The sequence below is a fragment of the Spirillospora sp. CA-294931 genome (assembly GCF_050946795.1).
Classification (GTDB): domain Bacteria; phylum Actinomycetota; class Actinomycetes; order Streptosporangiales; family Streptosporangiaceae; genus Spirillospora.
Map to the genome: position 1 here is coordinate 4,912,385 of NZ_CP192006.1, position 14,532 is coordinate 4,926,916.

At 71.9% G+C, this 14,532-nt stretch carries 10 protein-coding genes; 3 read left to right on the top strand and 7 right to left on the bottom strand.

Going from position 1 to position 14,532, the window contains the following annotated elements; all coding sequences use genetic code 11:
* Entirely contained in the window at positions 1-1,353 is a 1,353-nt protein-coding gene (locus ACQPY4_RS22185) for an ABC1 kinase family protein (RefSeq protein WP_433323546.1), read from the bottom strand.
* Positions 1,354-1,487: 134 nt separating this feature from the next.
* Positions 1,488-2,636, bottom strand: a complete 1,149-nt coding sequence (locus ACQPY4_RS22190; protein ID WP_433323548.1) for a M20/M25/M40 family metallo-hydrolase — start codon at positions 2,634-2,636, stop codon at positions 1,488-1,490.
* Positions 2,637-2,691: 55 nt separating this feature from the next.
* On the opposite strand from ACQPY4_RS22190, the gene ACQPY4_RS22195 reads away from it, so the two are divergent.
* Both ACQPY4_RS22195 and cphA read left to right on the top strand, forming a co-directional pair.
* Positions 2,692-3,522, top strand: coding sequence for a cyanophycinase (locus ACQPY4_RS22195; protein WP_433323550.1), 831 nt, complete (start codon positions 2,692-2,694; stop codon positions 3,520-3,522).
* A 2-nt stretch (positions 3,523-3,524) separates the two neighbouring features.
* A complete protein-coding gene (gene cphA / locus ACQPY4_RS22200) occupies positions 3,525-6,173 on the top strand; it encodes a cyanophycin synthetase (RefSeq protein WP_433323552.1) in 2,649 nt (882 codons plus the stop codon).
* Positions 6,174-6,236: 63 nt separating this feature from the next.
* Here cphA and ACQPY4_RS22205 read toward each other — a convergent pair whose 3' ends face one another.
* From ACQPY4_RS22205 to ACQPY4_RS22225, 5 genes are all read right to left on the bottom strand, one after another.
* Positions 6,237-6,989 (bottom strand): phosphatase PAP2 family protein, encoded by a 753-nt coding sequence (locus ACQPY4_RS22205; RefSeq protein WP_433323554.1) that lies wholly within the window; start codon positions 6,987-6,989, stop codon positions 6,237-6,239.
* Positions 6,990-7,085: 96 nt separating this feature from the next.
* On the bottom strand, positions 7,086-9,275 hold the full coding sequence (locus ACQPY4_RS22210; protein WP_433323556.1) for an MMPL family transporter: 2,190 nt from the start codon (positions 9,273-9,275) through the stop codon (positions 7,086-7,088).
* Positions 9,276-9,388: 113 nt separating this feature from the next.
* Positions 9,389-9,988, bottom strand: a complete 600-nt coding sequence (locus tag ACQPY4_RS22215) for a TetR family transcriptional regulator (protein ID WP_433323558.1) — start codon at positions 9,986-9,988, stop codon at positions 9,389-9,391.
* 981 nt (positions 9,989-10,969) lie between these two features.
* Complete coding sequence (locus ACQPY4_RS22220) at positions 10,970-11,713, bottom strand: class I SAM-dependent methyltransferase (RefSeq protein ID WP_433323560.1); 744 nt, start codon at positions 11,711-11,713, stop codon at positions 10,970-10,972.
* 1 nt (position 11,714) lies between these two features.
* Positions 11,715-12,689 (bottom strand): sigma-70 family RNA polymerase sigma factor, encoded by a 975-nt coding sequence (locus ACQPY4_RS22225; protein ID WP_433323562.1) that lies wholly within the window; start codon positions 12,687-12,689, stop codon positions 11,715-11,717.
* A 203-nt stretch (positions 12,690-12,892) separates the two neighbouring features.
* Here ACQPY4_RS22225 and ACQPY4_RS22230 point away from each other — a divergent pair, with 203 nt between their 5' ends.
* Positions 12,893-14,440: an MFS transporter gene (locus ACQPY4_RS22230; protein WP_433323564.1), complete on the top strand. Its 1,548-nt coding sequence runs from the start codon at positions 12,893-12,895 to the stop codon at positions 14,438-14,440.
* The last annotated feature ends 92 nt before the right edge of the window (positions 14,441-14,532 follow it).

Below are 14,532 nucleotides of genomic sequence, written 5' to 3' on the forward strand. Positions count from 1 at the left end.
TCACGCCGTCGCCTCGGCCTCCTCGTCGGGGCCGTCGCCGTCGGCGAAGCCGGGCAGCCAGCGCTCGGCCTCGGCCCGGAAGGCGCCCTCGGCCCCCAGCTGGCACAGCACTCCCCCGCATCCGGCCATCGCCCGCGACACCGCCAGGTACTGCGGCGGGAGCCGGAGCTGGCGGGCCAGCCCGCTGGAGCGCATGTCGGTGGCCAGGCCGACGCCCCGCGCGGTCTGCTCGCGCAGCCATTCGCGGCTATAGCGGAAGCGCTCCTCGGCGAACGGCTCGGTGTGCGGGGCGACGATGGCGGCCAGCTGCTCGGGGTCGACCTCGCCCTCGGGGGCCAGGAAGCCCTCCTCGCGCGCGACGCGGACGATCTCGTCGCCGTCGCCCAGCGTCCCGATGCGCAGCATCCGGCCGATCGACCACTGGAGCTCGGCCGGGACGCGGGCGGCGCCGCCGAAGTCCATGACGCCCAGACGGCCGTCCGGCAGCAGCCGGAAGTTGCCCGGGTGCGGATCGATGTGGATCATCTCGCAGCGGGCCGGGCCCGACAGCAGGAACCGGAACAGCAGCAGGCCCGCGCGGTCGCGCTCCTCCTGGGTACCGGCCGCGATGACCTTCGCCAGGGGCGTCCCGCCGAGCCACTCGGTGACCAGGACGTTGCCCGACTGCGCGACCACGGCGGGGACCAGGAAGTCGGGGTCGCCGGCATAGGCGTCGTGGAAGGCGGTCTGCGCACGGGCCTCGTCGACGTAGTCGAGCTCCTTCTCCAGGCGCCGCTTGAGGTCGGCGACGACCGGCTTGACCTCCACGCCGGGGAACAGCGGCGTGATCAGCCTGCTGAGCCGCGAGATCTGGTTGAAGTCGCTCATCAGCGCCTGCCCGGCGCCCGGGTACTGCACCTTGACCGCGACGTCGCGCCCGTCGTGCCAGACCGCGCGGTGCACCTGGCCGATGGACGCCGCGGCGGCCGGGGCGTCGTCGAACTCGGCGAACATCTCGCGCCAGTCGTCGCCAAGCCCCTCGGCCAGCACGCGGTGCGTGGTGGCGGCGGGCATCGGGGGCGCCGACTCCTGGAGCTTGGTCAGGCTGGCGCGGAACGGCCCCGCGAGCTCCTCGGGCAGACCCGCCTCGAAGATCGACAGCAGCTGGCCGACCTTCATCGCGCCGCCCTTGAGCTCGCCCAGCACCCGGAACAGCTGCTCGGCGGTGCGCCGCTGGACCTCCAGCGCCACCGTCTCGGCGGGACGTCCCAGCGTGCGCTTGCCCAGGCCGATCGCCCGCCGTCCGGCGAAGCCGATGGGCAGGGACGCCAGCTTGGCGGTGCGGGTGACGGCGCGGCGCGGGATGTCGCTCACGGCCGTGCCGTCCCCGCGGTGCGCGTCAGTTCACGGAGCCTCAGGATCATCACTCCCTCATCATTCCCGACAGACCGGGCACGTCATACCAATTACCGGCAGACTTCATTGTCACCGACATGTGAGACAAGTCGTCAGGCCGCGACGAGGTCGATGAGGCGGGCCAGGAACTCGACGCGGGACGGGACCGAGGCGAGGTCGAGCCATTCGTCCGGGGTGTGGTCGGCGCCGCCGACCGGGCCGAGGCCGTCGAGCACCGGGACGCCCGTCGCGGCGATCAGGTTGGCGTCCGCGCCCCCGCCGGTGGCGGCGTCGCGGACGGGGACGCCGGCCGCGCGGCCCGCGCGCTCGGCGAGCGCGACCAGGGCGGCGGTGGCCGGGCCCTTCTCCCACGGAGGCATGGGGGCGTGCTCGGTCACCGTGGCCGTCACCCCGGGGACGCCGTGCTCGTCGGCCAGGCGGGCGATCGCGTCGGCCGTGGCGCGGAAGGCCCCGGCGCGCTCGCCCCGCACGTCGACGGCCAGGCGGGCGGACGCCGGGACGACGTTGGCCGCGATGCCCGCGCTCAGCACCCCGACGTTGACCGTGGCGCCCGACCCGGTGCCGTTGAGGGCCTGGAACGCGAGGGTGAGGCGGGCGGCGGCGAGCGCCGCGCTGGCGCCCTTCTCGGGTTCGATGCCCGCGTGCGCGGCGCGTCCGGCCAGCAGGACCTCGATCTCGGTGACGCCCTTGCGTGAGGAGACCAGGTCGCCGTTCTCGCGGGCGCATTCGAGGCAGAGCGCGGCGGCGGCGTCACGCACCTCGCGTTCGAGGACCGCGCGGCCCAGCGGGGAGCCGATCTCCTCGTCGGGCGAGCACACCAGGGCGACCTCTCCGTAGCGCTCGCGCCCGGCCCGGACCAGCGCCTCCATGGCCGCGAGCCCGGCCAGGAGCCCGCCCTTGTCGTCGCACACGCCCGGCCCCCGGGCGCGGTCGCCGTCCACCCGGAACGGCCGCTCGCACGCCGTGCCCACAGGGAAGACGGTGTCCATGTGGGCCGACAGGACGATCTTCACCTGCCCGCCGCCGCGCCGCCGGACGACCAGACCCGAGCGCCCGTCGGCCAGCGGGAGGGTCTCGGACGCGAAACCGGCCTCGCGGGCGTACCCGGCCACGAGCCCGGCGACCAGGTTCACGCCGTCGGTGTCGGCGCTGCCCGAATCGACCGCCACCAGCTCGGCCAGCCGCGACCGATACCGGGGCAGGCCCGCCCGTACCGCGTCCCGCAGGTCCGATTCGCCCATGAATGCCCTCCGGGGTCAAATGACTACCGTACGCATTCAAGGGTAAGCAGCCCATGTGACAGACAAAACCGGGGGTACCGGCCGTAAGGGCCGGTTGCTGATCATTGGAGGGGCCGAGAACCGGACATGCGGTTCGGGCCCGCTGGAGACCTTCGTCGAGCTGTCCGGCAACGAGGACGCGCGGATCGTGGTGGTCACGACCGCCACGGAGATCCCCGAGGAGGTCAGCGCCGAGTACACCGCGGTGTTCGGCCGTCTCGGCGTCGCCGCGGTCCGCGAGCTGAGGCTGCTCGGGCGCGCCGCGTCCGACGACCCGGCCACGCTGGACGCCCTGGAGTCGGCCACCGGCATCCTGTTCAGCGGCGGCGACCAGTCGCGCATCAGGACGCTCGTCGGCTCCAAGACCAACGACCTGCTGCTGCGGCGGCTGGCCGAGGACGGGCTGGTGGTGGCCGGGACGAGCGCCGGCGCGACCGCGATGGGCCACTGGATGATCCTGGGCGGCCAGGGCCACGAGGTGGCGGCGTCCACGGTCCGCATCGGGCCCGGCCTGGGCCTGCTCGACAACGTGCTCATCGACATGCACTTCAACGAGCGCGGGCGGCTTCCCCGCCTGCTCAGCGGGATCTCGCTCGATATAAGGCTGCTGGGCCTGGGCATCGACGAGGACACCGCCGTTGTCGTGGACGGCGACCGGCTCGACGTCGTCGGCACCGGCGTGGTCACCGTGGTGGACGCCCACAAGTCCACGGTCGCCTACGCGGCCGAGGACGACGAGCCGATGGCCCTGTTCGACGTGTACCTGCACCTTCTCCCCGGTGGTTGCTGGTTCGAGATGACCGAACGCAAGCCGGCGATCGGCCGGATGCGCGGAGAGGTGGACTGACGGTGCGTCTGGAACATGTGAGGCGCCTCGGCGCGCCCAACGTCTATCTGTCGTCGCGGCCCGTGGCGATCGCCCGGCTGGAGCTGGGCCCGCTGACCGAGCGCGAGACGACCGACCATCCCGGTTTCGCCGAGCGGCTGGTCGAGACCGTCCCCGGCCTGGCGACCCACCACTGCTCGGCGGGACGGCCCGGCGGGCTCCTGGACGCGATGGCCCGGGGAACGTTCTTCGGCCACGTCACCGAGCACCTGACGCTGGAGCTGTCGGGGATGATCGGCCGGGACGCCTACTTCGGCCGCACCACGCGGGCCGGGGCGCCGGGACGCTACGACCTGATCCTGGAGTGCCCGCGCGACGAGCCCGCGTGCAGCCCGGTCGTCGAACGGCTGCTCGGCCTGGCCGTGCGGACCGTGACGACGCTGCTGCGCGGGGGCGCGCCCGCGTTGCGGCCCGAGCTCGACGAGATCGCCGCCGAGTACGAGGGGACGCGGCTGGGCGTCAGCACGGCCGCGCTCGCCCGCGCGGCGCGCGAGCGCGACATCCCGGTCAAGCGGGTCGGCGACCTGAACCTGCTGCACCTGGGCCAGGGACGGCACCGCCGCTCGGTCTGGGCCGCGATGACCGACGCCACCTCGGCGATCGGGATGGAGATCGCGGCCGACAAGCGGCTGGCGCACCGGCTGCTGTCGGAGGCGGGCCTGCCGATCCCCGACGGACGGCTGGTGACCAGCGTGCCCGAGGCGCTGGAGGCGCTGCGCGACCTCGGCGGCCCCGTGGTGGTCAAGCCGCTGGCGGGACACCACGGGCAGGGCGTCCACATCGAGCTGTCCGACCCGCCCGACGTCGCCGCGGCGTTCCTGGCGGCGTCCGGGGACAACGGCGGGGACGTGCTCGTCGAGACCTACATCCCCGGCAACGACTACCGGGTGCTCGTGGTCGGCGGCCGGATGGTCGCGGCCTCCGAGCTGACCGCCGCGCACGTCGTCGGCGACGGCCTGGCGACGGTCGCCGAGCTGGTCGAGCGGGTCAACGCCGACCCGGCGCGGGGCGTCGGGCACGACCGGCCGCTCACCCGGCTCCAGCTCGGCCCGTCCGAGCTGGAACGGCTGGCGCGCCAGGGGCAGGGGCCCGCCACGGTCCCGGCCGAGGGCCAGGTCGTGTGGCTGCGGCGCAACGCCAACCTCTCCACCGGGGGCACCAGCCGGGACGTCACCGACGCCGTCCACCCGAGCGTGGCCTCGCTGTGCGTCCGCGCGGCGGCCACCATCGGCATGGACGTCTGCGGCCTGGACCTGCGGCTGCCCGACATCGCGGCGCCGCCGCCCGCCGAGCGCGGCGCGGCCGGGATCCTGGAGGTCAACGCGGCCCCCGGGTTGCGGATGCACCTGGCGCCCTACGAGGGCCCCAAGCGCGACGTGGCCGGGAACATCATCGACGTGCTCTACCCGCCGGGGACGCCGTCGCGGGTGCCGATCGTGTCGGTCACCGGCACCAACGGCAAGACCACGACGGTCCGGATGATCGCGCACGCGCTGCGCGAGAACGACACCCGCACCGGCATGACCAGCACTGACGGCGTCTATCTGGACGGCCGTCTGACCCTCCGGGCGGACGCGTCCGGCCCGCGCTCGGCCGAGATGGTGCTCGGCGACCCGACGGTCGAGGCGGCGGTGCTGGAGACGGCGCGGGGCGGCATCGTCCGGCGCGGTCTCGGCTACGACCGCGCCGACGTCGCCGTCGTCACCAACATCACCCGCGACCACCTCGGCCCCGGGGAGATGGTGTCGCTGGAGCACCTCATCGAGGCCAAGGCGCTGGTCGCCGAGGAGATCAGGCCCGGCGGACGGCTGGTGCTGGGCGCCGACGACCCCAACGCGGCGGGACTCGCCGACCGCGAGGGCGTCCTGGACGGCGATCCCGAGCTGACCTATTTCGGGCTCTCGCCCGACGGGCCCGTCATCGCCCGCCACCTGGCGCGGGGCGGCACCGCCTACTTCGTGGAGAACGGCTGGCTGACCGAGGGCACCGGCGATCGCGGCCGCGTCCCGCTGGTTCCCGCGGCCGAGGTCGCGGGCTCGTTCGGCGGACGGGCCGGGCACGTGATCGCTAACGCCCTGGCCGCCTGCGCGGCGTGCCGGGCGCTGGACGTCCCGGCCGGGGTGCTGGCGCGGGCCCTGGCCTCGTTCGACCCGCACGACCTCAACCCGGGACGCGGCTGCGTGTACCGCATCGGCGACAACCCCGTGGTGGTCGACTACGCCCACAACCCGGCGGCCGTCGCCGCGATCGGCGAGCTGATCGCGCGGCAGTGGGGGCCGCACGGCGTCGCGGCGGTGACGCTGCCCGGCGACCGGGGCGACGAGCTGGTGGTCGAGACCGCGCGGGAGGTCGCCGCGGCGTTCGGCCGCGTCGTCGTCTACGAGGACGAGGACCTGCGCGGGCGGCGTCCGGGCGAGATGACCCGGCTGATCGAGGAGGGCCTGGCCGAGGGCCGGGCGGACGTCCGCTGGCAGCCCGCGGGCGACCTCAAGGGCGCGCTGACCTACGCGCTGGCGCTGGCGGGGCCGGGCGAGCCCGTCCTGCTGCTCTACGAGAAGATCCAGCCGGTCGGCGACCTGCTCCAGACGCTGGGAGCCGTCCCCGAGAGGTGATCCCCGGGGCCACGATCATCGAGAGCACGTCCGGCATCCACCGGGCGTGCTCTCGGGACCGGGTCAGGGTTTCGCGGCGCCGGGAATCCGAGCGAGCACCGGTGGTCTGAACACCGCGAGCACCACGCCGAGGATCGCCGCGACCACCACGCCGTCCAGCCAGTAGTGGTTGGCCGTGGCCACGACCACGGCGCTCGTGATGATCGGGTGCGCCAGCCACAGCCAGCGCCACCGGCTCCCCGTCGCGACGATGAGCCCGACCGCCACGATCAGCGCCCAGCCGATGTGCAGCGACGGCATCGCGGCGTACTGGTTGGAGATCGTGTCGGTCTGCGGCGCCCCGTACACCCCCGGACCGTACGCGGCGCCCAGGTCGATCATCCCGATGTCGCCCAGCATCCGCGGCGGGGCCAGCGGGACCAGCACGTGCAGCACCAGGCCCGAGGCCGTGAGGGCGACGACCGTCCAGCGGATCCAGCGGTAGTGGCCCGGCCTGCGCAGGTAGATCCACAGCAGGAACGCGGCCGTCGCGGGGAAGTGCACGTAGGCGTAGTAGGCGTTGGCCAGGTGGATGAGGGCGTCACTGTGCAGGAGCAGCCGCTGCAGGGCGCTCTCGTCGGGCAGGCCGAGCTCGCGCTCCAGCCGCCATACGTCGCGGGCGTTGGCGAAGGCGTCGGACACGCGGCCGTTCGCCGCCAGGCGTCCGGCCTTGTAGACCGCGAACAGCACAATGATCAGCAGCAGCTCCCGGACCGGTCTGGGCCGGGCGGGCGCGGCCGGCGGCCGGGCCTGGGGCCGCACGAGAAGGTTCAGCACGCAAAGTCCTCGGGGGTGGGACCCGCCGGGGCGATGCGACGGCGGTCAAGGCGGCTCCGGGCCGCCGTCCCGGTGGGACGGCGGCCCGGAGATCGTTCAGGATCTGCTCGGTTCCAGCGGGCGCTCGACCCGCTGGTCGTCGTCGAGCATATGGCGCAGCTTCTCACCTTCGACGTCCACGTCGGGCAGGATCCGGTCGAGCCACCGGGGAAGCCACCACGCGGACCGGCCCAGCAGCGCCATCACCGCCGGGACGATCGTCATCCGGACGATGAACGCGTCGAAGAAGACGCCGATCGCCAGCGCGAAGCCCATCATCTTGATCATCGACTCGTCCGAGGCGATGAACCCGGCGAACACCGCCATCATGATGATCGCCGCGGCGGTCACCACCCGGGCGCCGTGCCGGAACCCCGACGTGACCGCCTCCTTGGGCGCGGCGCCGTGCACGTAGTCCTCGCGCATCCGGGTGACCAGGAAGACCTGGTAGTCCATGGCCAGCCCGAACACCACACCGATCATGAAGATCGGCATCATGCTCATGATCGGCCCGGTGGTGTCGACGCCGATCAGCCCGGCCAGCCAGCCCCACTGGAAGACCGCGACCACCGCGCCGAACGTCGCCGCCACCGTGAGCAGGAAGCCCAGCGTCGCCTTGATCGGCACCACGATCGAGCGGAACACCAGCATCAGCAGCAGGAACGCCAGCCCGACCACCACGGCCAGGTAGGGCGCCAGCGCACCGGCCATCTTGTCCGAGATGTCGATCATCATGGCCGTCTGGCCGGTCACCATGACCTCGGTGCCGCCCGGCGGCGGAAGATCGCGGATCGCCCTGACCAGCTTCTCGGTGCCCTCCTCGCTCGGCCCGCTCTTGGGCACGACCGACAGCAGCGCGGTGCCGCCGTCCTTGTTCGGCATGGGCCGGTCGACCAGGGCGACGTCGGCGAGCCCCTTGATCGAGCCCGACAGCCGCTCGGCCGAAGCCATGACGTTCTCGCCCGGCTTGCCGTTCACCACGACCAGCAGCGGCCCGTTGAACCCGGGGCCGAACCCCTCGGCCAGCGTGTCGTACGCCTTGCGCGGGCTGCTGGACTCGGACTTGGCCTCGTCCCCCGGCATGCCCAGCCGCAGGTCGGTCATCGGCGCGGCGAGCACGCCCATGCCCACGATCGCCAGCAGCAGCACCGGCAGCGGCCTGCGGACGATGAACCGGGCCCACTTCTCGCCCATGGGCGTCCGTCCACCGGACGCGGGCCCCCGCAGACCGGGGATCTTCCCGCCGAGGATCTTGCGTCCGGCGAACCCCAGCAGCGCGGGCAGCAGGCTCAGCGCGATCAGCACCGCGATCAGCACCGCGAACGCCGCCGCCACGCCCATCTCGGTCAGCAGCGGGATGTTGACGATCGCCAGCCCGGTCAGGGCCACGATCACGGTCAGACCGGCGAACACCACGGCCGAACCGGCCGTGCCGAGGGCCCGACCGGCGGCGTCCTCCCCGGCACGTCCCTCCTCCAGTTCGTGCCGGTACCGCGACACGATGAACAACGCGTAGTCGATCGCCACCGCGAGCCCCAGCATCAGCGCCAGCGTCGAGGTGTTGGAGCTCATGTCGATCAGCCCGGTCGCCGCCGTGATCGCCGACAGCGCGATCCCGACACCGAGGATGGCGTTCAGCAGCGGCAGCCCCGCCGCGATCAGCGACCCGAACGTGATGAACAGGACGAAGGCCGCGATCACCACACCGATGATCTCGGTGGCGCTCTGCTCGGGGAATCCCTCCGTCGCGCTGCCGCCCATCTCCACCGAAAGGCCGGCATCGCGTCCCGGATGGGCCGAATCGAGCAGGGCCTCGCGATCCTTTTCGGAGATGTCGATCTGGGTCACCTTGTAGGAGACCTGCGCGTAGGCGATCCGCCCGTCCGGCGAGACCGCCTTGGCCTGGAAGGGGTCGACCACCCCGATCACCTTGGGCGCGGACTTCAGCTTCCCGACGACCTGTTCGACACCCTTCCGATTGGCCGGATCGGTGAGCTTCTGCCCTTCCGGAGCCTTGAAGACGACCCGCGCCTCCGCCCCGTCGGCCGCCGCCTCGGGCATTCGCTTGTCGAGCATGTCGATCGCCTTCTGCGATTCGGTGCCCGGCATCGAGAAATCGCTGGACGTGGGCCCGGAGAGCGTGGCCGAGGCGACGCCCACCAGCACCAACAGCGCCACCCACACAAGCAGGACGAGCTTTCGCCGCCTATAGGAGAACCGGCCGAGCCGGTACAGGAACGTTGCCATGTCACAGATCCCATCAAATCCAGGAAGCACTACAGCGACCCGGGTCGGTCGTAGGCATACGGAACTCACCGGACGACGGGCTGATCGCCTGGAGAAAAGGGGGTAATTGCTAACTAATCGGGCGAGGGAAGCCCCGAGCGAAACTGCTCGAGCGCGGAATCGACCAGATCAAGAACGTCCACATCAATGCGGCCTTCCATCCACATCTCGACGGCCACGCGCATCGAAATGCCCATCGCCCCCGCCAGCAGATGCGGATACATGTCCCGCTCGGGGTCGGTCCCGGTCCGCTCGGCGATCACCCGGGAGATCTGCTCCTGCATGTCCCCCAGGCACCCGAGCTGCTGCGCCACCAACCCCGGATTCCCCTTCACCAGCCGCATCAGCGCGATCGTCTCGCTCCGCGTCTCCGAAGGCAGCAGCACCTCGCGCACACCCCACCGGATCGAATCCCAGATCGGCTCCCCCTGGGGCCGGCTCCGCAACCCGTCCAGCAGGGCCTGCACCCCGTCGAACAGAGGCGCCACGATCGCCTCTTCCTTGCCGGTGAAGTAGTTGTGGAACGTCCGCGCCGAGACCCCCGCCGCACCGGCGATCGCCTCCACCGTCACCCGCTCGACCCCGTGCTCGACCGCCAGCCGCGCCGCCGCCCGCCCCAGAGCCCCCCGAGTAGCGGCCTTCTTCCGCTCCCGAAGCCCCATCTCCACCGTCATGCCCTCACCGTAACCCAATCTTGCAGACCAAGCAAAAATTCAGCGACTGCCAACTTACGTGATCTGCATCTCACCACCCCAAAGCCACCACCCCACCGCACCCAGCGACCAACTCCCCACCTGACGAAGACACCCCCTCTCCGCCCAACCAGCACGCCCCCCACGCAGAGCACCCACCCTCAGCAAGGCCAACCGCGCACGGGACACACACCGCCCCGTCCCCCAAAACGTGAAACGCCCCCACACCAGCCACACCGCAGCGCGGACAGAAGCACAACGCGGCTCGCGCGGAAGCGCGAGCACGAGGCACGGGCGGAAACGCAGCGTGGGTGCGCGGGGGCGTCACCGCGTGCGCGATGCGGGATTTGAGCGCGGGCGGGCGCGTGGGCGAACGCCTAAGGCAGGCACACCGGGCGCGTTTGCTCCGCCAGATGCGAGCTTCAGCGCGGACGGCACGGCAGGAAAACGCGGGGGGCACGACGCGAAGGCGCGGGCCGAGGTGGCTGGAGCGGTGTGCCGCTGCGCGCGGAGGCGTGGAGTCGGGCGCAGGTGCGTGGGTAAACACGTAGCGCAAGATGCGGAGCTTCAGCGCGGACCGCGCGGCAGAGATACGGGGCGCGGCGCGAAGGCGCGGGACGCAGAAGCACAGCGCGGGCGGGGTGCGGCGCGGGCGGGAGTACGGGGCGTCGCTGCGTGTGGGATGCGGGTTTGGGCGCGGGCGCGTGGGTGAACGCGTATGGCAGGCGCACCGGGCGCGTTTACTGCGCCAGATGCAGAGCGTAAGCGCGGATGACGCGGCAGAGACACGGGGCGCGGCGAAGGCGCGGGAGCACAGCACGGGCGGAAGCATGGCGCCGGCGCAGGGGGAAGCTCGGCGGAGCGGGCACGAGGTGTGGAAGCGCGGCGTGGGCGGGGGGTGCAGGGGGTGTCGCTGTGTGGGGGGCGTTGGGGGCGTGGGGTGTGGGGTGTGGGTGGGGTGGGTTAGGTGTGGGCTTTTAGGTGGTGGGCTTGGGGGGTGTGGTGCCAGGGGCCTTGGGGGGCTTTGGTGAGGAAGGCGGTTTGGAGGGATTGCATGTGGGCTGGGCCCTGGCGGAGGGCTAGGGCTTTCAGGGGGCCCGCGGTGGTCATGGCCTCCCAGAAGACTTGGGGGCTGGGGTGGGTCATGGGGAAGGCGAGGGTCTGGAGGGTTGCGGTCATGCCGGCTTGGGTGAGGGGTTCTCGGAGGTCTTGGTCGCGGAGGGACGGGGGTTCGCCGCGTAGTTCGGCCAGGAGGGCGAAGGGGCCCTCGGTTTCCACTTGGGAGGGCCAGTAGACGACGGAGAGCTGGCCGCCGGGGAGGAGGGCCTTGGCCCAGGACGTCAGGGCCGCTTGGGGGTCGGGGAGTTGCTGGAGGCCGAAGACGGAGACGACCGCGGCGGCGGTGCCCGGGGTGAGGGTCGCGGCGTCGCCCTCGATGACCTGGGCCTGGGGCCAGGGGGTGGCGCGTTCGCGGGCCAGGCGGACCATGCCGGGTGAGAGGTCGATTCCGATGATCTTGCGGGTGGGGAAGGCTCGGATCAGGTCGGGGAGTTCGGGGAAGGTGCCGCAGCAGGGGACGAGGATCGGCCCCGGCGGGAGGGGCTCCTGGACGGCCTCGACCGCCGCTTTCACCCAGGGGGCGAAGCGGGGGACGAAGTAGCGGTCGTAGCCCTCGGCCACCTCGTCCCAGGCTTGTGAGATTTCCACCTCAGACGGTCTCGGGGAGGCCGAAGGTGGTGAAGAGGGTGGTGTCGAAGAAGACGGCGGCGCGGGCGACTCCTTCGGCGGTGATGCTGAGGACCTGGATGTGGAAGGCGCGGTGGACGCCGTCGTCGCCGCGCTTGTAGACGGCGAAGGCGGGCTGGCCGTTGGCGGTGGTGGGGACCAGGCGCAGGTCGCCGGGCTCGGGCTCGCACTGGCGGATGATCAGGCGGCGGATGGACTCGACGCCGACGAACCACTCGGGGAACGGGGGCATCTCCCAGACCGCGTCCTGCTTGAACAGCTCGACCAGGCCGCTGATGTCGGCCTTCTCGAACAGGGTGGCGTAGCGGTCGAGGAGTTCGCGTTGCTCGGGGTCTGTGGGTTCGGTGAGGGTGTCTTGAGTTGGGGACGCCTGCTGGAGCTGGGCCCGGGCGCGCTGGAGGGCGCTGTTGATGGACGCGGTCGAGGTCTCCAGCAGCTCGGCGACCTCGGCGGCCTTCCACTTCAGGACGTCGCGCAGGATCAGCACGACGCGCTGGTTGGGCGGCAGGTGCTGGAGGGCGGCGACGAAGGCCAGGCGGGTGGTCTCGCGGGTGGCGACGATGGTGGCCGGGTCGGACGCGTCGCCCGCCAGGAGGGAGTCGGGGGCGGGTTCGAGCCAGGGGACCTCGTCGGCGGCGACGACCGGGCGCTCGGGGTCGCTGGGCGCGCCCAGACCGGACGGCATGGGACGGTTGCCGCGCTGGTCGATGGCCGTGAGGCAGCAGTTGGTCGCGATGCGGTAGAGCCAGGTGCGCAGGGACGAGCGTCCCTCGAACTTCTCGTAGGAGCGCCAGGCGCGCAGGTAGGTCTCCTGGACGAGGTCTTCGGCGTCGTGGATGGAGCCGAGCATGCGGTAGCAGTGCGCGAGCAGCTCGCGGCGGTAGGGGTCGACCTGCCGCTGGAAGTCCTGGTTCTGGTCGATCGTGTCGTGTGCCATGGGTCGTCACCTTCGTTGTGGGCGGCGCGAAGTGCCGAGGCCGTCGGTTCGACCGTAGGCGTCACCACCGACAGAACGGGAACGAGTCAGCATCGTACGCCTCAACCTGGGAGAACACGATAGTTCGCCGCGTTCCGATGATTTCTCGGCGCGGCTCTGGTCGGTATGGGTGACGGTCATCCTGACGACGAAATGAGAACGCGATGAACTCCTCCGGGCGCCGGGCGTGGATCGGGCTGGCGGTACTTGCCCTTCCCACCCTGTTGATCTCACTGGACATGTCCGTGCTTTACCTGGCGCTGCCGCATCTGAGCGCGGATCTCGGTGCGGACGCCACCCAGCAGCTGTGGATCATGGACATCTACGGGTTCATGATCGCCGGGTTCCTGGTGACCATGGGCACGCTGGGCGATCGCATCGGGCGGCGCAGGCTGCTGATGTTCGGCGCGGCGGCGTTCAGCGTGGCGTCGGTGCTGGCCGCCTACTCGACCAGCGCAGAGATGCTGATCGCGACGCGGGCGATCCTGGGGATCGCGGGGGCGACGCTGATGCCCTCGACGCTGGCGCTGATCAGCAACATGTTCGCCAGCGCCCGTGAGCGGGGCCTGGCGATCGCGGTGTGGATCAGCTGCTTCATGGGCGGCGCGGCCATCGGCCCGGTGATCGGCGGGGCCCTGCTGGAGAACTTCTGGTGGGGTTCGGCGTTCCTGCTGGGCGTCCCGGTGATGGTGCTGCTGCTGGTGACCGGCCCGTTCCTGCTCCCCGAGTTCCGCAACGAGGACGCCGGGCGCATCGACCTGGTGTCGGTGGTGCTGTCGCTGGCCGCGATCCTGCCGGTCGTGTACGGCCTCAAGCAGTTGGCCAAGGACGGCTGGGCCTGGCCGGCGGTCGCGGCCCTGGTGGCGGGCGTCGTCGTCGGGGTGTTCTTCGTGCGGCGCCAGCGCGTCCTGCCCGACCCGCTGCTCGACCTCGGCATGCTGAAGAACCGGACGTTCAGCGGCGCCCTGGGCATCTGGCTGCTGTTCGGCGCGATCCAGGGCGGCAGCTTCCTGTTCGTGACGCTGTACCTCCAGGTGGTGGCGGGACTGTCGCCGATGCGGGCGGGGCTGTGGCTGGTGCCGAGCGCGCTGGCGATGATCGTCGGTTCGCAGCTGGCGCCGCTGCTGGCGCGGCGCTTCCGTCCCGGGTACGTGATCTCGGGCGGCCTGGGCATCACGGCGGTCGGCTACCTGATCCTCACCGGGCTGGACGCGTCGGGCTCGCTGCCGACGCTGGTGACGGGGATGATCGTGGCGCTGTTCGGGGTCGGCATCGCGGCCGCGCTGGGCACCGACCTGATCGTGGGCTCGGTCTCCCCGGCCAAGGCGGGGTCGGCGTCGGCGCTGTCGGAGACGGGCGCCGAGCTGGGCATCTCGCTGGGCGTGGCATCGCTGGGCAGCGTGACCACGGCCATCTACCGGAGTGAGATCACCGAGGCGATGCCCGAGGACGTCCCGGCGGGCGTGGCCGAGGCGGCGCGCGAGAACGCCGCCGGTGCCGCGGCCTCGGCGGGCGAGCTGCCCGCCGCGCAGGCGGCGGAGGTGCTGGACGCGGTGCGCGAGGCGTTCACCTCCGGGCTGACGTCGGTCATGGTGCTCGGCGCGGTGCTGTTCGCCGGGCTGGCCGTGTTCGCCGCGATCAGCCTGCGGGACGCCGAGCCCACCGCGGCCCAGGACGCGGAGACCCCCGAGAAGGAACTGGTCTCCGCCTGAGGCATTGCGTACGAGGAACGGGTCGCCGGAAGGCGGCCCGTTCCTCAGTTAATCTCCACTTGAGAATTACCTGGTTCCTCGTTATCGTCTCA

Bases quoted from the DNA above. Each gene is read 5' to 3' on its own strand.
- ACQPY4_RS22190 (WP_433323548.1), bottom strand. From the start codon at position 2,636: ATGGGCGAATCGGACCTGCGGGACGCGGTACGGGCGGGCCTGCCCCGG.
- ACQPY4_RS22210 (WP_433323556.1), bottom strand. From the start codon at position 9,275: ATGGCAACGTTCCTGTACCGGCTCGGCCGGTTCTCCTATAGGCGGCGA.
- ACQPY4_RS22215 (WP_433323558.1), bottom strand. From the start codon at position 9,988: ATGACGGTGGAGATGGGGCTTCGGGAGCGGAAGAAGGCCGCTACTCGG.
- ACQPY4_RS22225 (WP_433323562.1), bottom strand. From the start codon at position 12,689: ATGGCACACGACACGATCGACCAGAACCAGGACTTCCAGCGGCAGGTC.
- ACQPY4_RS22230 (WP_433323564.1), top strand. From the start codon at position 12,893: ATGAACTCCTCCGGGCGCCGGGCGTGGATCGGGCTGGCGGTACTTGCC.